The 21,371-nt window shown below is 46.3% G+C and carries 19 protein-coding genes; 8 read left to right on the forward strand and 11 right to left on the reverse strand.

Features of this window, described 5'->3' with window-relative positions; all coding sequences use genetic code 11:
- Positions 1-4 precede the first annotated feature (4 nt).
- The 3 genes from glmU to LRY47_RS08410 are packed head-to-tail and all read left to right on the forward strand — an operon-like array spanning position 5 to position 4,557.
- The gene (gene glmU / locus LRY47_RS08400) at positions 5-1,363 is read left to right on the forward strand and encodes a bifunctional UDP-N-acetylglucosamine diphosphorylase/glucosamine-1-phosphate N-acetyltransferase GlmU (protein ID WP_295224202.1); all 1,359 of its coding nucleotides are present in this window, start codon (positions 5-7) and stop codon (positions 1,361-1,363) included.
- 3 nt (positions 1,364-1,366) lie between these two features.
- Entirely contained in the window at positions 1,367-3,190 is a 1,824-nt protein-coding gene (gene glmS / locus LRY47_RS08405; RefSeq protein WP_295224203.1) for a glutamine--fructose-6-phosphate transaminase (isomerizing), read from the forward strand.
- Between the two features lie 50 nt (positions 3,191-3,240).
- On the forward strand, positions 3,241-4,557 hold the full coding sequence (locus tag LRY47_RS08410; RefSeq protein WP_295224205.1) for a hemolysin family protein: 1,317 nt from the start codon (positions 3,241-3,243) through the stop codon (positions 4,555-4,557).
- Here LRY47_RS08410 and LRY47_RS08415 read toward each other — a convergent pair.
- From LRY47_RS08415 to LRY47_RS08445, 7 genes are all read right to left on the reverse strand, one after another.
- Positions 4,554-5,315: an MBL fold metallo-hydrolase gene (locus LRY47_RS08415; protein WP_295224207.1), complete on the reverse strand. Its 762-nt coding sequence runs from the start codon at positions 5,313-5,315 to the stop codon at positions 4,554-4,556. The two genes, LRY47_RS08410 and LRY47_RS08415, sit on opposite strands and share 4 nt — an antisense overlap.
- Complete coding sequence (locus LRY47_RS08420) at positions 5,312-5,821, reverse strand: hypothetical protein (RefSeq protein WP_295224210.1); 510 nt, start codon at positions 5,819-5,821, stop codon at positions 5,312-5,314. Before LRY47_RS08420 ends, LRY47_RS08415 begins: the two co-directional genes overlap by 4 nt.
- Positions 5,821-8,379 carry a DNA mismatch repair protein MutS gene (gene mutS / locus LRY47_RS08425; RefSeq protein ID WP_295224213.1) on the reverse strand — a complete coding sequence of 853 codons (2,559 nt, stop codon included), beginning with the start codon at positions 8,377-8,379 and terminating at the stop codon, positions 5,821-5,823. Before mutS ends, LRY47_RS08420 begins: the two co-directional genes overlap by 1 nt.
- 14 nt (positions 8,380-8,393) lie before the next feature.
- The gene (locus LRY47_RS08430) at positions 8,394-9,383 is read right to left on the reverse strand and encodes a hypothetical protein (RefSeq protein WP_295224215.1); all 990 of its coding nucleotides are present in this window, start codon (positions 9,381-9,383) and stop codon (positions 8,394-8,396) included.
- Between the two features lie 12 nt (positions 9,384-9,395).
- On the reverse strand, positions 9,396-9,695 hold the full coding sequence (locus LRY47_RS08435) for a LapA family protein (protein ID WP_295224218.1): 300 nt from the start codon (positions 9,693-9,695) through the stop codon (positions 9,396-9,398).
- Positions 9,692-10,201 carry an HIT domain-containing protein gene (locus LRY47_RS08440; RefSeq protein WP_295224221.1) on the reverse strand — a complete coding sequence of 170 codons (510 nt, stop codon included), beginning with the start codon at positions 10,199-10,201 and terminating at the stop codon, positions 9,692-9,694. Before LRY47_RS08440 ends, LRY47_RS08435 begins: the two co-directional genes overlap by 4 nt.
- Positions 10,202-10,293: 92 nt before the next feature.
- Positions 10,294-11,775: a HAMP domain-containing sensor histidine kinase gene (locus tag LRY47_RS08445; RefSeq protein ID WP_295224223.1), complete on the reverse strand. Its 1,482-nt coding sequence runs from the start codon at positions 11,773-11,775 to the stop codon at positions 10,294-10,296.
- A 128-nt stretch (positions 11,776-11,903) separates the two neighbouring features.
- Between LRY47_RS08445 and LRY47_RS08450 the strand changes: the two genes are divergently transcribed.
- A complete protein-coding gene (locus tag LRY47_RS08450) occupies positions 11,904-12,686 on the forward strand; it encodes a GGDEF domain-containing protein (RefSeq protein ID WP_295224224.1) in 783 nt (260 codons plus the stop codon).
- Positions 12,687-12,847: 161 nt separating this feature from the next.
- Here LRY47_RS08450 and LRY47_RS08455 read toward each other — a convergent pair whose 3' ends face one another.
- From LRY47_RS08455 to LRY47_RS08470, 4 genes are all read right to left on the reverse strand, one after another.
- Positions 12,848-14,395 (reverse strand): methyl-accepting chemotaxis protein, encoded by a 1,548-nt coding sequence (locus LRY47_RS08455; protein WP_295224226.1) that lies wholly within the window; start codon positions 14,393-14,395, stop codon positions 12,848-12,850.
- A gap of 227 nt (positions 14,396-14,622) precedes the next feature.
- Positions 14,623-16,269 carry a chaperonin GroEL gene (groL, locus tag LRY47_RS08460; RefSeq protein ID WP_295224228.1) on the reverse strand — a complete coding sequence of 549 codons (1,647 nt, stop codon included), beginning with the start codon at positions 16,267-16,269 and terminating at the stop codon, positions 14,623-14,625.
- A gap of 35 nt (positions 16,270-16,304) precedes the next feature.
- Positions 16,305-16,598 carry a co-chaperone GroES gene (gene groES, locus LRY47_RS08465; protein ID WP_295224230.1) on the reverse strand — a complete coding sequence of 98 codons (294 nt, stop codon included), beginning with the start codon at positions 16,596-16,598 and terminating at the stop codon, positions 16,305-16,307.
- Between the two features lie 169 nt (positions 16,599-16,767).
- On the reverse strand, positions 16,768-17,760 hold the full coding sequence (locus tag LRY47_RS08470; RefSeq protein WP_295224232.1) for a hypothetical protein: 993 nt from the start codon (positions 17,758-17,760) through the stop codon (positions 16,768-16,770).
- 498 nt (positions 17,761-18,258) lie between these two features.
- Between LRY47_RS08470 and LRY47_RS08475 the strand changes: the two genes are divergently transcribed.
- The 4 genes from LRY47_RS08475 to leuD all read left to right on the forward strand — a co-directional run bounded on the left by LRY47_RS08475 (position 18,259) and on the right by leuD (position 21,347).
- The gene (locus tag LRY47_RS08475) at positions 18,259-18,702 is read left to right on the forward strand and encodes a hypothetical protein (RefSeq protein ID WP_295224233.1); all 444 of its coding nucleotides are present in this window, start codon (positions 18,259-18,261) and stop codon (positions 18,700-18,702) included.
- A 10-nt stretch (positions 18,703-18,712) separates the two neighbouring features.
- Complete coding sequence (locus LRY47_RS08480; RefSeq protein WP_295224235.1) at positions 18,713-19,114, forward strand: hypothetical protein; 402 nt, start codon at positions 18,713-18,715, stop codon at positions 19,112-19,114.
- Positions 19,115-19,347: 233 nt separating this feature from the next.
- Positions 19,348-20,742 (forward strand): 3-isopropylmalate dehydratase large subunit, encoded by a 1,395-nt coding sequence (leuC, locus tag LRY47_RS08485; protein WP_295224237.1) that lies wholly within the window; start codon positions 19,348-19,350, stop codon positions 20,740-20,742.
- A gap of 2 nt (positions 20,743-20,744) precedes the next feature.
- The gene (gene leuD / locus LRY47_RS08490; RefSeq protein WP_295224239.1) at positions 20,745-21,347 is read left to right on the forward strand and encodes a 3-isopropylmalate dehydratase small subunit; all 603 of its coding nucleotides are present in this window, start codon (positions 20,745-20,747) and stop codon (positions 21,345-21,347) included.
- Positions 21,348-21,371 lie beyond the last annotated feature (24 nt).

Raw genomic sequence — 21,371 nt, forward strand, 5'->3', positions numbered from 1 at the left:
CGCTATGAATCTTATGGTGCTTATCCTTGCGGCGGGCAAAGGGACACGCATGAAGTCCGACATGCCGAAAGTGCTTTTCAAAGCGGCAGGCAGACCTATGGTGGATTACGTTGTAGATGCGGCATCAGAGCTTGGTGCCGGACGTATCAACGTCGTTATAGGCAACGGCGCGGAACTTGTTCAGAAACATCTGGCAGGAAAGGCTGAATTTTCCGTGCAGACGCAGCAGCGCGGCACAGGCGACGCAGTTATGGCGGCTGCTGACAGCATAAACGGTTTTGACGGAAAGGTTCTGATACTTTGCGGGGACATGCCCCTTGTTAAATCAGAAACCCTCAAAAGTTTCATTGAAGAGGCTGAAAAACATCCGGTGGCGTTCATGTCCGTAAAGGTGAAGAATCCTTTCGGTTACGGCAGGGTGATTCGCGGCGTAGACGGTTCCGTTATCAAAATTGTAGAGGAAAAGGACGCGACAGAGGATGAAAAACGCGAAGACGAAATAAATACGGGAATTTACTTGTGCGACAGCAAAGAGCTTATGACGCGGTTAGCCGAAGTCGACTGCAACAACGCACAGGGCGAGTATTACCTGACAGATATAGTGAAAAAAGGCGCATATGCGCATCTTTGTAAAGACGAAACCGAGTTTCTTGGGGTCAATAACCGCGTTCAGCTTGCGGAAGCATCCCGTGTCCTTTGGGACAGGGTAGCTGAAAAGCACATGATGAACGGTGTTTCCATACTCGATCCAAAGAACTTTTACTGCGACTGCACTGTCGAAATAGATAACGATGTAACGATCTATCCCAACGTTTTCCTTGAGGGTGACACGACGATAGGCAAGGGCAGCATAGTTTATTCAGGTTCAAGGATAAAGGACAGCATCATAGCTGAAAACTGCGAGATAAAAGAGAACTGCCTCATAACCGAAAGCCACGTCGGGGCGGAAAGCCATATCGGTCCCATGGCTCATCTGCGCCCGGGAAGCGTGCTTGATGGAGAAAATAAGGTAGGTAACTTTGTTGAGCTTAAAAAAGCAAAAATGGGCATAGGTTCCAAGTCCAGCCACCTTACATACCTCGGCGATGCCGAGATAGGCAAAGACGTGAATATCGGCTGCGGAACCATTACATGCAATTATGACGGATACAGCAAATATAAGACGATAATTGAGGACGGAGTGTTCGTGGGCAGTGACGTTCAGCTTGTGGCACCTGTAAAGGTTGGCAAGGGCGCGCTCATAGCTGCCGGCTCCACTATAACAAAGGACGTTCCTGCAGATGCGCTGGGTATTACCCGCGCGAAACAGCAGAACATGGAGGGCTGGGTCTCTTCATGGAAAAAGAAAAAAGGGGTTGAATGATATATGTGCGGCATAGTCGGATATATTGGCGAACAGACAGCATCCCACATACTTGTGGAAGGTCTTACAAAGCTTGAATACAGAGGATACGATTCCGCCGGACTTGCTCTTATGGAGGCGGAAGGCATTGAGATTGAACGCAGCGTTGGTAAGCTGATAAATCTGAAAAATCAGATAGCGAAGAAGCAGTTCACTGCAAAACTCGGCATAGGTCACACCCGCTGGGCGACACACGGCAAACCCTCTTTTGAGAATGCCCACCCACACAGGTCGAACGAGCTTACAATCGTACACAACGGCATAATAGAAAACTATCTGGAACTGAAAAAGTTCCTGCTTAATAAAGGCTACACCTTCGCATCGGAGACCGATACAGAGGTTGTTGCACACATGATCCATGAGAATTATGAAGGTGACCTGCTGAAAAGCGTACAGAAAACACTGAAACAGGTTCACGGGTCATACGGTCTCGCCATCATCAGCGAGAAGGAACCCGACAAGATAATCATAGCCAGAAAGGACAGCCCCCTTGTTATAGGCGTGGGCGACGGTGAGATGTTCGCTGCCAGCGATATCCCCGCTGTTCTGTCACATACCCGCCGCTTTATCTTTATGGAAGACGGCGATGTGGCTTGCCTGAAAAAAGACGGCTATCAGATATACGACAAAGACGACAAACCCGTCACAAGGGAGATCAAGGTCATCGACTGGAACCCTGTAATGGCAGAAAAAGCCGGTTACAGCCACTTTATGCAGAAAGAGATACACGAACAGCCCAGAGCGATAATCGACACCATCCGCGGCAAATTCAGCCTTGAAAGCGGAACCATCGGCAAAGAACTGCTCGAAGGGATTCAGGATAAAATAAACAGTTTCAACCGCATCGTGATAGTTGCATGCGGGACAAGCTGGCACGCCGGACTTATAGGCAAATTTTACATCGAAAAATTCGCAAAGATACCAGTAGAAGTGGATATTGCGTCAGAATTCAGATACAGAGACCTTGTTATCGACGATAAAACACTCTTTGTCGCCATAACACAGTCGGGCGAAACGGCGGATACGCTCTCTGCCATGCGCATAGCAAAAAAGATGGGTGCTTCCGTTGCGGCAGTATGCAACGTGGTAGGGTCGTCTGTCTCACGCGAGGCTGACAGCACAGTTTACACCCATGCAGGTCCGGAGATAGGCGTTGCCTCTACAAAGGCGTTCACAACACAGGTGGCAAGCCTGTTCCTTTTCGCGCTCCAGCTTGCACAGACAAAAAAGACCCTTTCTGCCGAACAGATAAGATATTATCTGCAGGAACTCGTCAGGGTTCCGGAGACAATTGAAAAAGTGCTTAAACAGGAAGAAGATATCCTTGCCCTTGCCAAAAAGTTTAAAGATGCAAGAGACTTCCTCTATCTGGGCAGAAACGTTAACTATCCCATAGCGCTTGAAGGCGCGCTTAAACTTAAAGAGATATCCTACATCCATGCGGAAGGATATCCCGCAGGTGAGATGAAGCACGGTCCCATTGCACTTATAGATGAAAATCTTCCCGTGTTTATCATATGTCCCCAGTCGTCCGTATATGAAAAGATAGCCTCCAACGTTCAGGAGGTAAAATCCAGAGACGGTATAGTTATCGCCGTTGTAACGGAAGGCGACACAGGACTCGATAAGCTGGCTGATCATAAGATAGAGATTCCCGCCATTGCCGAGGAACTCACAGTTTTTCCCGCTGTGGTGGTGACGCAGATATTCTCATATTATGTGGCGAGTCTTCTGGGGCTTGATGTTGACCAGCCCCGAAATCTGGCGAAATCTGTTACTGTTGAATAATTGCGGGCGGCTTTGTGCCGCCCTTTTTTGTATTAAACAAGGAGTTTGAGTTGATAACGGAACTGGCGTTTCTTGTGTTTCTGATCCTTCTGAACGCATTTTTTGCGGCATCTGAAATAGCGCTTATCTCGCTGAATGACAACAAACTTAAAATGCAGGCGGAGAACGGCGACAAAAAGGCTATTCTTATTCAATCGCTTCTCAGCGAGCCGGGCAGGTTCCTTGCCACCATACAGATAGGCATCACACTGGCGGGATTTCTCGCGAGTGCCTACGCATCAGAAACCTTTGCAGACAGGTCAGCACACTATTTTGCATCGACATTTCCGCAGATTCCCGAACACTGGCTGAAAACCATTTCAATGATTGTCATAACGCTCATACTCTCTTACTTTACGCTGGTTCTTGGCGAACTTGTGCCGAAACGTCTCGCTATGAAAAAAGCGGAAGCCATCGCAAGGTTCACCGCAAAACCTTTGCAGGTGCTTTATATCTGTACGGCGCCTTTCGTTAAGCTATTGTCCGTTTCGACCAACTTTTTTGTTCGTCTTGCTGGGGTCAATCCAGACGAAGAGGACGAACACGTCACCGAAGAGGAGATAAGGATGATGGTTGATGTCGGCGAGGAGCGCGGAGCCATCCACGAAACCGAAAAGCAGATGATCAACAATATATTCGATTTCAACAACAAAAACGTTGCTGATATCATGACCCACAGAATAAAAATATGCGCCCTGCCTGTTGAGGCTGACTTTGAAGAGACAATAAAAGTGCTGAAGACCGAGCAGTATTCCCGTATCCCGATATATAAAGAGAGCATCGACAATATTGTCGGCATACTCCATTCAAAAGACGTTCTCAATTTTCTTGCGGAGAACACCACAAGCGAAGGGTTTGAACTTGCTCAGATGATGCGCGAACCGATGTTTGTTCCGGAAACAAAGCGCCTCGACCTGCTTTTCACCGATATGCAGGCGAACAAGCGTCAGATGGCTGTTGCCATAGACGAATACGGCGGTACGGCGGGGATAGTAACTATTGAAGACCTTCTGGAAGAGATAGTGGGCAGCATCGTTGATGAATACGACGATGAAGAGCAGGAGATAACCGAGGGCGGAGAGAATATCTTCATCGTTGACGGTACGCTGAATCTTTTCCGACTGCGCGAGTTTTTCATGTCGGAATTTCCTGTGGAGGATTTCGATACGGTTGGCGGGTTTGTCACAGGGCTTCTGGACAGGATACCCGTCACGGGTGACACAGTGGAGTGGAACAGCTTTGTCTTTACGGCGGAAGAGGTACACGACAAGCGCATCACAAAAGTTCGTGTGCGTGTGAAAACCGAAGATGAAGAGGATATAGTCTAAAAGATTATGCCCGTCTGCGGAATCTCTTTGCGCAGGACTCCGGTTTCGATATTGAAGTTTTTACGGCAGTATTTCGCATAGTTTTCAAGGAGTTCGTAATCGTTGTTCTCCTCGCTGACGTGTGCGAGGAACACCTTGCCAAGTCCGGTGTCGCATAGGGTGCTTAAAAGTTTTACTGCGTCCTTGTTTGAAAGGTGACCTTTCTGGGATGCTATGCGTCTTTTCAGATATGCGGGGTATTTGCCCTGTTCAAGAAGTTTCGGTTCATAGTTGGATTCCAATACCAGCAGGTCAGTGCAGCAGAGAAATTTTTCTACTTCTTTAGATACAATGCCGAGATCGGTCGCGAACGTCACAACCTTCTCCATAAAGCTGAAACGGTAGCCGAAAGGTTCGTTGCTGTCGTGGTTTATATCGAACGGGATAACAGACAGACCGCCTATGTCATACTCACAGCCGCCATCCAGAACGTAAATATGGGAAGTTGCACCTACTGTGCCATAAAGGGCGGATGCGGTGCCTTCGCTGGCAAATATTTTAGGTGAAAATCTGTTTATGAATGGTTTCAGACCGCTCACGTGGTCGTGGTGTTCATGGGTTATGAAAAGCTGTATCTCCTTGCCCTGAAAGCGTGTGGTGTCTATAGCGGCGGTGATGCTTTTCATGGTTACGCCGCAGTCAACAAAGACAACTCTGTCGTCAAGTTCAAGAAAGTAGCAGTTGCCGGAACTGCCGGACGAGACGCAGTTGAACGTCATGCGGTTTGCACTCTGCCGAATCTGCGGTAGAAAAGAATGAAATAAACGGCTATGGCGCAATAGGCATAGTTCGGTTCACCTGAATTTAAAAAACCCAGCCACAGAAAGAAGATAAGCAGGTAGAACATTGCATTTGTCCACTGTACGAACTCTTTCATCTTTTTGAAGAAGAACATTATCAGAAGCGTTGTGCAGATTGCAGCAATTGCTAGGTCACCTTCGGTACCGGAAGCGCCGTATACCAGCAGAACAAGTATCACGCATAAGCCGACAAATATCATAAAGAGTGATGAAAAGGGCGACTCATTTGAAAAAAGATGCGCTTTGACAGCGTGTTTAGCGTAAATCTTTGAAGCTATTGAAGTCGCCGTAACAAGCAGCATAAGTGCAATGTCAGCACCTGTCACAAGCGCTGCGCCTATCGGCACCCAAAAGGGTATGGAGGCGAACGCCACACATATGGTCAGTGTCAGATTTGAATAGAAAGAGAAAAAACCTGCAGGCATTATTCTTTTTCCGCCTTTTCTTTCATGGCGGCAAGCACGTTCAGCGCCATGAGAGGTGTTATGCTGTTAAGGTCGAGCTTTCTCAGCTCATCCACAACGGGGTGGTCGTCGAAAACAAGCATTGTCTGAACCACACCGCCCGTATCTTTTCCGCCCTTCGGTGTATTCACTATACCATGAGGTGAAAGCTCATTCTTTTCAAGGTTTTTCAATATCTCGTATGCCCGTTTCACAACCTTTTTGGGAAGTCCTGCAAGCTCCGCAACGTGGATACCGTAGCTTTTGTCCGCAGTTCCTTCAATGACTTTACGCATGAAGATCAGCTCGCCTTTATGCTCAAGCACCTGCGTAGCAAGGTTTTTCACGCCTTCGTTTGTGAGGGCGATGTCGGTCATTTCGTGGTAGTGTGTAGCGAAAAGAGTTTTCGCTTTAACCTTGTCTGCGATATATTCTGCTATTGACCACGCGATTGAAACGCCGTCGAAAGTTGAGGTACCGCGTCCTATTTCATCGAGGATCAGCAGTGATTTTTCAGTTGCGTTGTTGAGAATGTTGGAAGTTTCCACCATCTCCACCATGAAAGTAGATTCACCGCCTGCGAGGTTATCGCTCGCGCCCACGCGTGTGAATATCCTGTCGACAAGTCCGATTTCAGCAGAAGTTGCAGGAACGAACGAGCCTGTATGCGCCATAAGCGCTATGAGCGCGCACATCCGCAGATAGGTTGATTTACCTGCCATGTTGGGACCTGTTATGATGGACAGGCGGCTGTCTGATGTGTTCATCTCTATGTCGTTGGGAACGTATCCGTTTCTGATGTTCCGCTCGACAACTGGGTGTCTGCCGTCTTTGATAGCGATGATATCGCTGTCGGTGACGTGGGGTTTGACATAGTTGTTTTTGACCGCTGCCTTTGCGAAGGACAGGAGAACGTCAAGTTCTGCGGCTACAGAGGCTGAATTTCTTATCCTTTGTGCGTTCTCGGCTATTTTCAGGCGTATTTCGGTGAAAATCTCATATTCCAGTGCAAAAAGTCTGGAATCCGCATTAAGAATCTTGTCCTCAAGCTCCTTAAGTTCGGGGATTATGTATCTTTCGCCGTTCACGATAGTTTGTTTGCGGACGTAGTGATAAGGCACCTTATCAAGTGCGCCTTTTGAAATCTCGATGTAATAGCCGAATACCTTGTTGTATTTGACCCTTAGTGTGCTGATGCCCGTGACGCTTTTTTCTCGCGCCTCTATTTTCATGAGGATATTTTTGCTGTTGTCTTTGATATCACGCAATTCGTCAATTTCAGCATTATATCCGGCACGGATGATGCCGCCTTCTGTGAGTGTCATGGGCGGATTGTCGTCAATAGCAGTGTCAATGAGACCTGTCAGATCGTCCAGAGCGTCAAATCCAGCCGCCATCTCGGCGATGAGGGGATTATCACAGCTTTCCAGCATATATTTTATGATTGGGAAGGTCTTGGTTGAGTTTTTCAGCCATACGAGGTCTTTTGCATTGCACCTGTTCGCGCCGATTCTGGTTGCTATACGCTCGACGTCGTAAACTTCAGAAAGCTGATTGCGAAGCTCGTCCGCCGTATCCTGTGTGTTGATGAAAAACTTGGTTATCTCCTGCCGTCTGCGGATGTTTTCCACATTGCGCAGAGGATTGAGCAGCCATTTTTTCAGCAGTCTGGAACCCATGGTGGTATGGGTGTGATTCAGAACGGAGAAGAGGGTGTTCTCCTCGCCGCCGTCCCTGCTGTTTTTTACCAGCTCAAGGGTGGAGGATGCCACGCTGTCCAGATAAACCCGCTCGTCGTCTGTCACCAGACGGGGTTTGAGAAGTTTAACGTCCAGCATTACCCTTTGCAGGTGCTTTATTGCCATGTATACGGGACATGCGAAGGAATTGTCGTCTATGCCCAGAGATTTAAGCGCAGCTACGCCGTAATATTCACTTACTTCACGCATGGCGAGGCTTTCTGAAAAGGTGCCGAAAAAGCTGAAATCAGCCTCGTCAGTGACCTTGAAATTGCGCACTGTCTCTTTCGGTGCGTATCTCGCCGTGATGTCCTTGACGGTCTCTTCGGTGGCTGGTTCAAGATATATCTCGCCGGTGGAGGAGTCCGCGAACGCCAGACGGTAGTTTTTGTCGGATTTGAATATACAGGCGAAGAAGTTATTGTCAGATGCAGGAAGCGCCGCCTCGTCAACAACGGTTCCGGGTGTCATTACTTTTGTAACGCCCCTTTTTACGATGCCTTTTGCCTGTGCCGGATCTTCCAGCTGGTCGCATATTGCGACGTTAAGCCCTGCTTTAAGCAGTTTTACAAGGTACGCCTGATAGCTGTGGTGGGGTACGCCGCACATGGGCATACCGTTCTCTTTGTCCTTTTCGCGGGAGGTGAGGGCGATGCCCAGTATTTTTGAAGCTGTTACGGCGTCGTCGCCGAACATTTCATAAAAATCCCCCATGCGGAAAAAGAGAAGGGAACCCTGATGCTTCTCCTTCATCTCATAGAACTGCTGCATCATGGGGGTGATCTTTTCAGGTTTGCTCAAAGAAAGACCCCTTATTACATAGGTTTCAGAGTTTCAAAAGAGTGACATGTCCTGCATGTGTCCGAGTAGTCTTTTGCAGTGGCCCCGCAAGCCGAACATTTGTAAAAGTCGGCATGTTCCAGCACCAGCGCCAGCATCGCGTTATGCTCAATGGAGAGCGACGCGCGGGCTATGATGTTGGTGGGACCGAAGTTTTTGATATACCTGTCTATGAACGCCTGCGCTTTATCCTTGTTGCCTGTTGAAAGGTAGCGGGAGATTACGTAGGTGTAGTTGAACGGGTTATCGGAACCCGCGTTTATGCGTTTGAGACAATGGCGCACCAGCCACTCGAATTTGCCCTCGTCGAAGAAGATGGTCTGAAACTTCATCATGTCGTGGTGAACTGCGGTGAGACCGTCCTGAATAAAAGTTTCTATCTCTTCAACAGCTTTCGCTCCTTTGCCTTCCAGAAGATACTGGTCGATGAGCGCCATGCGCAGAACTCTTGATTTGGGGATGTATTTCAGTGCCTGAGCGAAGCACTTTGAATAGCCTTCGTTTTTGTCTGTAACGACGCAGCGGTAGTAGCAGTAGCCTATTTCGTTGTCGAGGTTCATGCCTGTCGTGCGCGCGAGGGATTTGTATGTGTTGGCAGCCTCGTCAAACTGTCCTGATTCGCGCAGAGCCTGTGCTTTCAGCATGATACCGTCGGGATCGGAAGTCATTTCAAGCTGCTTGGCAGCCTGTTTGAAATTGCCCGCGGCAAACATTATTTTGCCCAGTTCAACGTTCAGCGTCCGCTTTGTATGGCTGTCGACGTCGTCGCTTCTGAGTATAGTTTCAATGATATATGCGGCCTTGTCGTATTGTCCGAGTTTTTTGAAAACAAGTCCTGCGGTGTAGTACGCCTCTATGCGTTCCTTGCTGTCAATGACAGCGCTTTTAAGGAAGATTGAAGCCTTTTCATAGTTGCCCTCTGTGAGAGCGGAAAGTCCTTTTAAAAAATCAGTGCTGTATTTCATGCAGTCCTCTGTTTAGTCCATTTTATCCATGAAGGGGATGTTGCGCAGGCGCTCAAGCTCGTCTTCCTGCTTTTTCACTTGTTTTTTAAGACTGCCTATCTGGTGCGACATTTTAAATCTGTCGAGATAATACATCAGCGTGGCGAGCACTATGCCGAACAGCATGGAACCCAGAATAACTATGAACAGCGGCATTTTCAGCGTCGGCTGACCGAAGAAGTATTTAACCTCAACGTTGTCCACGTTCATAATGGCGAAAACGATTATTACCAGTGTAACGGCTATTTTGATAAGTCCTGCAATGGCTCTCATGCTTTTGTCTCCTCGTCGAATACTTTTTTCAGTTTGTCATAGGTGTCGAAAATATGTTCTCCGATGACACGCGTTTCGCCTATTACAGGCATAAAGTTGGTGTCGCCTACCCATCTTGGCAGTACGTGCAGGTGGATATGCTGGCTTATGCCTGCGCCTGCTGCTCTGCCCAGATTGAATCCCGTGTTGAAACCTTCGGGATTGAACACTTTTTTAAACACTTTTATCGTAAGCTTGGCAAGCTGCATCAGCTCAAGCATCTCTTCATCTGTAAGGTCGGTGAAATCCGATGTATGTTTGTATGGTATCACCATACAATGACCGTTGTTGTAGGGGTAAAGGTTCATTATGATAAAAGCTGTTTTTCCCCTGTAAAGGATAAGGTTGTCTTTGTCGTTCTGCTGTTTCGGTTTGGAGCAGAAGATGCACCCTTCCTCTTTTCCGCTCAGTTTGCTTATGTATGTCATGCGCCACGGCGCCCAGAGTTTCTTTATACCTGTCTGCATAATATCTCCGCCCGTAGGATTTTTGAATAAAACCCTATCTATATCTTATATCAGGTTGATGTCTGTTTATCAATACCGAGGATGGGGGGAAATCACATCTTGGGTTCGCTGTTTGTGGGCAGAACGACGGAAAATACAGTGCCTCTTCCCTGTTCGGATTCAAAAGTGACTTTACCCTTGTACCTGTCGGTGAGTTCCTTAACGATATACAGCCCGATGCCTGTTCCGTTCTGTTTGGTTGTGTAGAATTCGTTGAAAATCATATCTTCCGTACCGGAGGGGATGCCTGCACCGTTGTCTTTAACGGAGATCAGCGTTTCTCCGCTTCTGCGGTATGCCCGAAGGGTTATCACAGGGCTGTCGTTGTTTTCAACCGCTTCGGAAGCGTTTCTGAGAATATTCAGGAATATCTGCTCCAGATGCACCGGATTTGCATAGATGTATCCCAAGTTCTTTTCTATGTCAGTGCGGAAAGGTATCTCCGTCCATTTAAACAGCGTCCTGTCAGCATAGTGGCAGAGATCATCTACAAATTTATCCATATTTATAATTGTGTTGTGCCTGTCATCGTCTATGCGGGAAAAGTTCAGGGTGTTGTCGATTATATCTTTGATACGGTCAGCATCGGATGCTATTCGGTTTGTAAGCTCCTGCTGGTCTTTGCACCGCATGGACAGTATATCGGAAGTGAGCATGATGGAGTTCAGCGGGTTCTTTATCTCGTGGCTGACAGCCGCCGCCAGAGTTCCTATGGTCATGAGTCTGTCGTTGTGAAGCATACTCTTGTGGATGCCCGAAACAGTGCGGAACGATTTCCGCAGTGAATAGACCATGTAATTGAAAAGGCGTGACATCCGCCCGAATTCGTCCTCGGAGTCAGCGTCCAGCCTCACCTCAAGGTTATTGTTTGCAACCTCCTGCATGGCGTGTTCTATGCGTTTGACAGGGGTTATGACCAGCAGATTTATCAGCACCGCAAGTACAACGAAAAGCACTATGTTTGAAATTAATAGTATCGCCTTTATGTTCGTTGCGTCCCGCTCAAGTATCTCTGTCAGATAAGTCAGGTTAATGTTTATGTTCAGGTGACCGAGAATCTCTCCCTCTTCCTGTAGGTGGCAGAGGTGACATTCGGGAGCATTGGGAATAGGTGTGTAATACGACATTACCCGCGTCCCGTTGATAACTGTCTCTTTGAAACCTTCGTCCGTATGGTTCTTTACTATAGTGTCTATGTATGACTTGTCGTATTTATGCACGAGTTCCGGCAGTGATTCCGTGAGTTTCCATTTGTTGTTGAAGATATGCACGCCCATGATGTTGTTGTCTTTTTCAAGGTGCTGTACAAGCCGGTTTATGGACTGCCTGTCGCCGTTGAGCATAAAGTTGTACATGGCGTTATAGATGAGCGAGGGGATGCTCTCTATGTAGTTCTTGGTTATAAGAAATGTCTGCTGTTTGACGTTTTCGCTCATTTTGTGGGCAACAACATAGCTGAAACTCATCATGATGAGAAAGATGATGGAGGTTATCTTCACCTGCAGGCTGAAAAAACGTCGGAATGATTGTTTCATGCTCATTCTCATATTCTGACAAAATAGGCGGCTTAAGGCAAATATATTTTTGACCCATCATTAATGGGAGTCACATAATATTAATTATTGGCTTATAATTTGTGTCAATAAAAACAAGGTGCCTTCAAATGAATACCGAGATTAAAAAATCCACATTGAACATCGTCTGTGAAATGAAATTAGCTCTCAAAAAAGATATGGCGGCGGCAATTGCCTCCGGTTTCATGCTTTTTGCGGCGTTTATGTATTTCCAGCCGGTGAGCAGACTTTATCAGATAACAGAGAAAGAAAGCTATGTCGTAGACCTTGCCACAGGTTTTTTGTTTTCATTCTTCATCGTGGTCTCTTACTTTACCATCAAGAGGCTCGCAGAGATGAGGCGATTTTTCAAAGACGCTATGGATATGTCCCGCATGGACTTCCTTACGAATGTTTACAACAGGCGGGCGCTTTTTGAGATATTGGAGATGGAGTATAACAAGAACAAAAGGTTTCCAGACGGAATATTCTGTTTTGTGCTGTTCGATATCGACAATTTCAAAGGGATAAACGACTGTTTCGGACACGCTATGGGTGACACAGTTTTGAAAGAGACAGCAAAAACAGTCACCGCAACTCTTCGCAAAACGGATATCTGCGGACGTTTCGGCGGTGATGAGTTTGGGATAATCCTGCCGTATACTGATATAAAACGGGGCGTTCTGGTTGCGGAAAAGATACGAGAGAACGTTGGAAGGATGCTGTTCGGTCCAGTGCGCTCAAGGTTCAATGTGACACTGAGCATCGGTGTTGTTATGTTACCGATGGGAGAAGAGACCGACAGCGTTGAAAAGCTTGTGGAGCAGGCGGACAAATACCTGTATCTGGCAAAAAAGAACGGGAGGAACAGGGTTTCAAGCCCGCTGGGCTAGGCAGACTGATGACAAAGTTTGTTTTACGTTCTTATCTCCCCCTTAAATAAAGGGGGATTTACATTATATCAATCAAATCCACCCCAGCCCTCCTTTTTCTAAGGAGGGTGTAATGCAGAAAAATTGAGTTTGCCAACAACCCGGGGGCGCCGCGAGGCTCCCTATTTGTATTTGTTTATCAGTCTTTCAAGCATTGCAATGAAGTTCCTGACCATAGCTTCCATTTCCGGCAGAAGGTGTTCCGCCTCGTGTTTTTTGCCGGATTTAATCAGATCCATAATCTTGTGAGCCATTGTATGCACATTCTTGTGAGGTTCTTCCATCGCCTTATAGTCCGAATCGTTATTGAACATCTCCATGCCTTTACCGTAGTAGAACTGCCCGAATGAGCAGGTTGTATGTGTCGGCAGACTGATGTTGCACTGATTCTTTGAGTAACAGTCGAAAAGCCCCTTCATCAGGTTTATGTGGGCTATCTTAGCCGCCGCAAAGTAATATGCCTTGTTTGTCAGTGAATAGCTGGAGTATTTATCTGAAATGCTCTTTATGCTGTTGAGCAGCATGTCGGTGTCGTTCACCAGCGCAAGAACTACGTCTTTCGTCATGTCGGAGTTATGGGCGACTATGTTGACGTTGTTCATTATCTGCGCCGTTGCGGCAGACTGCTGACTGACAGCCGCTGAGATTCCGGACACAAGGCTGTCGAGTTCCTCAATTGCTTTCAGGATGGTCTGGAAGTTGTTGTATGCGTTGTCGGTGGCGCCTTTTTGCCCGTCAAGGGCGGAAACAACCTCTGCAGCACCCTGTGAAACTTCTTTTATACTGCCTGTCATTGCGCTGACCATTATCTCTATTTCTTTTGTGGAAGACTGTGTTTTCTCTGCAAGCTTTCGTACCTCGTCGGCAACAACGGCGAACCCGCGCCCCGCTTCGCCTGCTCTTGCCGCTTCTATTGCGGCGTTGAGCGCCAGCAGGTTCGTCTGCTCGGAAATATCATTGATGACCGATATAACGTTCCCTATCTGCGAAGCCTTATCTGTCAGGGTGGCTATCTCTCTTTCCAGCTTCGCTATGATATGCGCCATGTTCTCGGACGATTCTTTCGCAACGTTTATTGAATATCCGCCCTCTTTGGCAAGTTCAACTGTCGCTTTCGCCTTTTCTGCGGATTCCATGGCAGAGTTTGAAATCTCGCCGATGGTCGCGCCCATCTCTTCGCCTGCGGCGGCAACCTGTGTCGCCATTTCAGCGTTCTGCTCAACGGAATCGCGCACCTTAACTATCGCCGTGGAAACGGGCATGATGTGTTCACCCGCGTCACCAACCAGAAGGAGGGTGTCCGCGAAATCCTTGTTCACGGCATCCAGATACTTGTTGAAATTGCGTATCATGGTGGGGAGCATGCCCCTGATGGTATCTCCGTTATTATCCTCAAGCCTGTGCGTAAGGTCTTTTGTTCCTTTGGAAAGTTCGTCCAGCAGTCCGCGCATTAAGCGCAGCGGAGCAACTATCTCTTTGAACAGCTTATACATGATGAGCAGGAATATCACGCAGGTTGCAATTGAAACTGCTACATATAACTCAAAGGCTCCTGTGTGTGAACCCTCCGCTTTTACTATCCGCCATGTCATAAAAAAACCGAATGCCATTGATATCAGGTAGATAGCGCTGATAATCCTAAATTTTTCTTTCAGTGTAAGCTTGTTCATACTGCTCCTCTATATGAAAATATGTATTTTTTCATTTTGGCAAAACCAGAGATATGACGCAAGCAGAAAGTTAAAGAATTGTAAATTGTTTTACATGCCAGATGTGGTAGGTGCATTAAAAAACCCCGCCTTTCGACGGGGTTTTGAGACTAGCGATGTTTTTTGTGTAACTGTGCGTTGAAGCAAGTTACAGGCAGCAGGGGATCGGTGCAAATCCTTTTCAGGAATTACATCATGCCGCCCATGCCTCCCATTCCACCCATGCCGCCCATGTCAGGCATGCCGCCTGCGCCTTTGGGTTCGGGGATTTCAGTTATGAGAGCTTCTGTTGTGATCATAAGGCTTGCAACTGAAGCTGCGTTTTGAAGTGCGGAACGTGTAACCTTTGTGGGGTCGATAACGCCGGCTTCAAACATATCCATGTACTTTTCAGTAGCGGCGTTAAAGCCGTATGTGTTGGATTTTGATTTCTGAATTTCGTTAACGATAATAGCGGGATCAAATCCTGCGTTAGCAACGATCTGGCTGAGGGGAGATGTAAGAGCTTTTTTGATAAGCTCAACGCCGACCTGCTGATCTTCTGTGAGTTTCATACCGTTAAGGGCTTTAAGAGCGCGAACAAGTGCCACGCCGCCTCCGGGTACGATGCCCTCTTCAACAGCAGCTTTTGTTGCGGAAAGAGCATCCTCAACTCTTGCTTTTTTCTCTTTCATTTCAGTTTCAGTAGCAGCGCCGACTTTGATTACAGCAACACCACCGGAAAGTTTTGCAAGTCTTTCCTGAAGTTTTTCTCTGTCGTAATCACTTGTTGTGTCGTCAGACTGTTTTTTGATCATGTTAACGCGGGCTTGGATGTCTTCTGCGGAACCGGCGCCTTCAACGATTGTAGTGTTTTCTTTGTCCACAACAACTTTTTTGGCGCGTCCGAGGTCAGCCAGTGTTACCTGATTGATGTTCATGCCTGTTTCTTCGGAGATAACTTTACCGCCTGTAAGGATGGCAAGGTCTTTCAGCATCTCTTTTCTTCTGTCGCCGAAACCGGGAGCTTTAACTGCTGCACAGTTCAGAGTGCCTCTCAGTCTGTTTACAACAAGAGTAGCCAGCGCTTCGCCTTCAACGTCCTCAGCGATGATAAGGAAAGGTGCGTTCTGTTTTGCAAGCTGCTCAAGAACGGGAAGGATGTCTTTCATGCTGGATACTTTGCTTTCAAGGATAAGCAGATAGGGGTTTTCAAGCACAGCTTCCATGTTGTCTGCATCTGTTACGAAGTAGGGTGACAGATAGCCTCTGTCAAACTGCATACCTTCGACAACTTCAAGAATTGTGTCTGTGGATTTATTTTCTTCAATGGTGATAACGCCGTCTTTGCCAACTTTGTCCATAGCGTCGGCGATGATGTTACCGATCTCGAAATCGTTGTTAGCGGAGATAGCGCCGACCTGTGCGATCTCTTTTTTGTCCTGGATGGGTTTAGAGATTTCAGCGAGTTTTTCGATTACAGCTGCAACAGCTTTGTCGATTCCTCTTTTGATCTCCATGGGTTTTGCGCCTGCAACAACGTTTTTGATACCTTCGCGGTAGATAGCCTGTGCAAGAACAGTCGCAGTAGTAGTACCGTCGCCTGCGACGTCGTTGGTTTTGGAAGCAACTTCCTTAACCATTTGTGCGCCAAGGTTTTCCAGCGGGTCTTTCAGTTCGATTTCTTTAGCAACTGTAACACCGTCTTTAGTTATAAGGGGTGAACCGAATTTTTTCTCGATAACAACGTTGCGTCCTTTGGGTCCGAGTGTAACTTTAACAGCGTTGGCAAGCTGGTCAACGCCTTTCAGAATTGCATGTCTTGCGTCTTCGCTAAAAATGATTTGTTTAGCCATTGTACGAATCTCCTGAAATTAATGGATTGGGCGTGTTATTTCGCAATTACGCCAAGGATGTCATCTTCTCTCATAATGAGGTATTCCTGACCGTCGAATTTGATCTCTGTACCTGCATATTTTGCAAACAGAACTTTGTCGCCGACTTTAACGGTCATTTCCATTTTGTTGCCGTTGTCGTATGTGCGTCCGGGACCAACAGCGATAACTTCGCCTTCCATGGGTTTCTCTTTCGCACTGTCGGGGATGATGATGCCCGAAGCTGTTTTTTCTTCGGATTCAAAGCGTTTGACAATAATCCTGTCCTGAAGAGGTTTGATTGATGCCATTTTGTTTCCTCCATTTCCTCTATTACTTGTTTTAAGAAGTCTTTGTAAATTTGTTAGCACTCAATAAGGCAGAGTGCTAACAGAAGAATATATATAATCGCCACGGTTAAAAATCAAGAGAAAAATGAATATCTGGATGATGTTTTGAAAGGAATTTCTTGCGTTGGTGTTATATTCTGACGGCTCTTTTACCTTGAAAGAGATGCATTTTTTCACCGGAGTTTTGAGTAAAGTCGTTCATGTCAAATTCAAGGAACGCAAAATCATTTGTAATAAGTTCGGTGTGCGATGCCATGTATGACTCATTCATAAGGTCAAAAAAAGAGTTACCGTAAGTTCCGTATGCAGAGGTAGTGAAAGTTTTGCCTATTCTGTTCCAAAATGCGTCTTTTGCACTTGTATCTTGTGAGGCATCATAAACACCAGAATATGGTTTCATTGCTTTTGTCATTATTAAAGATTCATTTAACTGTCCAACACTTCCTTCATCCCAATATTTTACAAGCTGTTGCAATGCAGCCGGATTTGCATCTTTCAGCAACTTGTTTCCGTCAGGGGTGTTAGATTCGTCAACGTAGGTTACTTTGTACACATGACCGTCCATATATAGCTGATCCTTGCCTCGCAGACTGTTTGTGCCGTTCGCCTGCGGATTTTCTGCGGAACTGCCTTTGAGCTTGTAGCTCCAGAAGTCTTCCACATTATCGAAAGTTTTGTTGAAAACAGGTCTCGCATCTCCTGTTTCGATATATTTTATCTTGAACATGGAGATGAAATCTTCCACATCGTCAGTATCAACCTGATCTATCATGCTTTTATCCGGAAGCTGGAGTAGTTCGGCGAGCTTATCAAGTGATTGTGTTTTTGCTTCTTCCATCTTTTTTTCAAGTGATGCGATGTATTCTTCGTCGGTCATTTCAGCTTTAAGTGTATCTGATAATTGTTCTTCTATCTCTTGTGGCTGATCCGGTTCCTGTTCTTTCTGGTTTATTATCTCTTCAAGACGGTTTGCAATTGACTGATTGCCTGATTGTTCCGTCTGCTGTGTCATGATTACAACGGTCTTGCCGTCCTCTGTTTGAGGCGGTACTACACTTTCCGCTTTGTATGCAGTGTTGGAATATATGTATGAAGATGCATAATTACTGCCGGAAATTTCCATAAAAAAACCTCATTTGTTAATATAAACAGTATCGGATAAAAGTTCACGGAGATGAGATAAAAGTAATTGTGTATATGCTAATTTAGTTGTATTTTTCTTTATCAATTATTGGAGGTTTTGTATGAAAAAAATTATTTTGTTTTTGACTGTATGTCTTATGGCTAGTTTTTCGGCACACTCTGCGAGCCGTTGGCAAGGGGATTTAACTTCTTATTGTTCTGGTATAACATCGGCAAACAATACAAAAATTCACCGCTTAATTTCACCATTTTCAGATGGAAAGACTTATTTATCAGAGGCGGTACTACACTTTCCGCTTTGTATGCAGTGTTGGAATATATGTATGAAGATGCATAATTACTGCCGGAAATTTCCATAAAAAAACCTCATTTGTTAATATAAACAGTATCGGATAAAAGTTCACGGAGATGAGATAAAAGTAATTGTGTATATGCTAATTTAGTTGTATTTTTCTTTATCAATTATTGGAGGTTTTGTATGAAAAAAATTATTTTGTTTTTGACTGTATGTCTTATGGCTAGTTTTTCGGCACACTCTGCGAGCCGTTGGCAAGGGGATTTAACTTCTTATTGTTCTGGTATAACATCGGCAAACAATACAAAAATTCACCGCTTAATTTCACCATTTTCAGATGGAAAGACTTATTTATCAGAGGATAATTTTGTGATTGATAAAAATGGCTATGCTGTTTTTTATACCCTTGTAGTAGGAGCGCCAGATACGCCATCCATTACATTTACTGCGAACAACTATAATCTGCTTACATGGAAAACACCTGGGGTCATGTATTGTGGCAACCTCAGGGCAGGAAGGATTCATCAATGGATGATTCCTAAAGGCAAATACACAAGTGGGAATAACTATGTCAAAATCAAATATAACGGGTACACTTACAACTATAATTTTAAATTGAACTACTAAGGACGACAAAATGAAAAAAATAGTAGTGACTTACTTTTTTTTAATTTTTTTAATTTTGGGATGCGGTGATTCTTCGGTGCCAACATCTGATGGAACTTCCAGTATAAAATCCAAAAACATTATTTTTGATGATGGAACAGTCGGTACAGTAGAATATGTAGATGAAAATGAAGATTTGACTGGAATGGAGCCTCTGATTAAATCAGAAGAGCTTGCCGATGAAGAAATAGATTTTGATAATGCTGTTTCCGACGGCGCTACGATTTCAAAAGAAATAGTTTTCGAGGATGGTACGATCGGCACTGTTGAGTATGTTGATGAAAATGACTCCATGTTTCCGAATGACGAGTCTGCAAAAGATCATGACAATTCTGTCAATGTTTCAGAAATTCCATTCGGGCTGGAATCCTAAACTTAATAAAGGGGAGCAAAATTGCCTCTCTTTCCATTTTCCCTGAACTTTGTTAAAGCTAATCAAACTTTCCTATTTACATTTGACATCCGCGGGAGTATTGTACAGAATCATAGACCAAAATTCCCCCCTCCTTTAGAAAAGGAGGGTCGGGGTGGATTTGATTTATAATGTAAATCCCCCTTAATCCCTCTTTTGCCAAAGAGGGAGATAAGAGATTAAGGAGTGTATATATGGGAAAGAGCCTTTTTCAAAAGGTTTGGGATGCTCATACAGTTCGTGTGCTTCCCAACGGACAGACCCAGCTTTTCATCGGTATGCACCTCATCCATGAGGTAACAAGCCCGCAGGCTTTCGCCATGCTGAGAGAGCTGAACATCAAAGTTGCGTTTCCTCAGAGAACGTTCGCAACTGTTGACCACATCATCCCCACAGAGGGCGACGCACGCAAAAGACCGCTGGAAGACCCCATGGCGGAAGAGATGTTTCAGGCTATCGAACGCAACACAAAAGAGAACGGCATAACCTTCTTTAATCCTGAAACAGAGCGTCAGGGCGTTGTGCATATCGTAGGACCCGAACAGGGCGTTACACAGCCCGGTTCGACAATAGCCTGCGGTGACAGCCACACGGCAACCCACGGTGCGTTCGGCGCTATTGCGTTCGGCATCGGAACCTCACAGGTTCGCGACGTGCTGGCTACACAGACAATGTCCATTGCACCTTTTAAAGTGCGCAAAGTGGAGATCACAGGCAAACTCAACGAGGGCGTTTATGCCAAAGACGTTATCCTCTATATAATAAGCAAACTCGGCGTTAACGGCGGTATCGGTTACGCATACGAATTCTGCGGCGACGTTATTAAAAACATGAGCATGGAAGGCAGAATGACAGTCTGCAACATGGCTATCGAAGGCGGCGCACGCGTGGGTTACATCAACCCCGACGAAATTACATATGCATACCTGAAAGGCAAACCCTACGCTCCCAAAGACTGGGATAAAGCGGTTGCATACTGGAACAGCATCAGATCGGACGCTGACGCAGTTTACGACGATGTTGTCACATTCAAAGGCGAAGACATAGAGCCGATGGTGACGTGGGGTATCACACCCGAACAGGCTATAGGCATTTCACAGAGCATCCCCGCTGTAACCAACGAGGTCATGGCAGAAGCTCTTGAATACACAGGCTTTGCCGCTGGCGACAAGATGGACGGCAAAAAAGTTGACGTGGTATTCATCGGAAGCTGTACAAACGGCAGGATAGAAGATTTTCGCGAAGCTGCGAAATATGCCAAGGGTCGCAAAGTTGCGGCAGGCGTTCGTGCGCTGGCGGTTCCCGGGTCATACAACGTTAAGAAGCAGGCAGAGGCAGAGGGTCTGGATAAGATCTTCATCGAGGCAGGTTTTGAATGGCGCGAGCCGGGCTGTTCAATGTGTCTTGCAATGAACCCCGACAAACTCGTTGGCAGACAGATAAGCGCATCCACTTCAAACAGAAACTTTAAAGGCAGACAGGGTTCCGCCACAGGCAGAACACTCCTTGTTTCACCCGTTATGGCCGTTGCGGCAGCCGTTACAGGCACCATAACCGATGCCAGAAAAGTATTCGGAATCGGAGGTTGATCATGAGTCTCGGACCTATCAAACAAGTAATCGGAAGAGCAGTTCCCGTTCCCGGGGACGATATAGACACAGACCGCATCATCCCCGCAAGATTCCTTAAATGCGTGGTGTTTGACGAGCTTGGCGGTCAGCTTTTTTATGACGTGCGTTTCGACAGCGAGGGCAAATCCATCGGGCACCCCATAGACAAGCCCCAGTTTGTCGGCGCATCCATAATAATATCAGGCGATAACTTCGGCTGCGGTTCATCCCGTGAACATGCTCCGCAGGCTATCAAACGCGCAGGCTTCAACGCTGTTATCGCGGGAAGCTATGCCGAGATATTCTTCGGCAACTGCACAACTCTGGGTATCGTATGCGCCGTGGCTGAAAAGTCCGTGCGCGACGCGCTTATGAAAGAGGTTGAGGCTAACCCTGCGGCTGAAATGGTTCTCGACGTTGACGGCTGTAAAGTGAAGTTCAACGGCAAAGAATACGCAGTTGAAATCAAGCCCAACGCCAGAAAGGCTTTCCTTGAAGGGAGCTACGATTCACTGGCTGAACTTCTCAACGGTCTGCCTCAGGTGAAAGACCTTGAAAAGACTCTGAAATATTCGTTCGTATAAATAGAATATAAATCCCCCTTAATC

The organism is Seleniivibrio sp. (assembly GCF_021209385.1).
Taxonomy (GTDB): domain Bacteria; phylum Chrysiogenota; class Deferribacteres; order Deferribacterales; family Geovibrionaceae; genus Seleniivibrio.

Coding starts and splice junctions, on each gene's coding strand:
- LRY47_RS08455 (WP_295224226.1), bottom strand. CDS start 14,395: ATGAACAAGCTTACACTGAAAGAAAAATTTAGGATTATCAGCGCTATC.
- LRY47_RS08435 (WP_295224218.1), bottom strand. CDS start 9,695: ATGAGAGCCATTGCAGGACTTATCAAAATAGCCGTTACACTGGTAATA.
- leuD (WP_295224239.1), top strand. CDS start 20,745: ATGAGTCTCGGACCTATCAAACAAGTAATCGGAAGAGCAGTTCCCGTT.
- groL (WP_295224228.1), bottom strand. CDS start 16,269: ATGGCTAAACAAATCATTTTTAGCGAAGACGCAAGACATGCAATTCTG.
- LRY47_RS08430 (WP_295224215.1), bottom strand. CDS start 9,383: ATGAAATACAGCACTGATTTTTTAAAAGGACTTTCCGCTCTCACAGAG.
- LRY47_RS08475 (WP_295224233.1), top strand. CDS start 18,259: ATGAAAAAAATTATTTTGTTTTTGACTGTATGTCTTATGGCTAGTTTT.
- LRY47_RS08470 (WP_295224232.1), bottom strand. CDS start 17,760: ATGGAAATTTCCGGCAGTAATTATGCATCTTCATACATATATTCCAAC.
- LRY47_RS08450 (WP_295224224.1), top strand. CDS start 11,904: ATGAATACCGAGATTAAAAAATCCACATTGAACATCGTCTGTGAAATG.
- glmS (WP_295224203.1), top strand. CDS start 1,367: ATGTGCGGCATAGTCGGATATATTGGCGAACAGACAGCATCCCACATA.
- glmU (WP_295224202.1), top strand. CDS start 5: ATGAATCTTATGGTGCTTATCCTTGCGGCGGGCAAAGGGACACGCATG.
- leuC (WP_295224237.1), top strand. CDS start 19,348: ATGGGAAAGAGCCTTTTTCAAAAGGTTTGGGATGCTCATACAGTTCGT.
- LRY47_RS08420 (WP_295224210.1), bottom strand. CDS start 5,821: ATGCCTGCAGGTTTTTTCTCTTTCTATTCAAATCTGACACTGACCATA.
- LRY47_RS08415 (WP_295224207.1), bottom strand. CDS start 5,315: ATGACGTTCAACTGCGTCTCGTCCGGCAGTTCCGGCAACTGCTACTTT.
- groES (WP_295224230.1), bottom strand. CDS start 16,598: ATGGCATCAATCAAACCTCTTCAGGACAGGATTATTGTCAAACGCTTT.
- LRY47_RS08440 (WP_295224221.1), bottom strand. CDS start 10,201: ATGCAGACAGGTATAAAGAAACTCTGGGCGCCGTGGCGCATGACATAC.
- LRY47_RS08480 (WP_295224235.1), top strand. CDS start 18,713: ATGAAAAAAATAGTAGTGACTTACTTTTTTTTAATTTTTTTAATTTTG.
- LRY47_RS08445 (WP_295224223.1), bottom strand. CDS start 11,775: ATGAAACAATCATTCCGACGTTTTTTCAGCCTGCAGGTGAAGATAACC.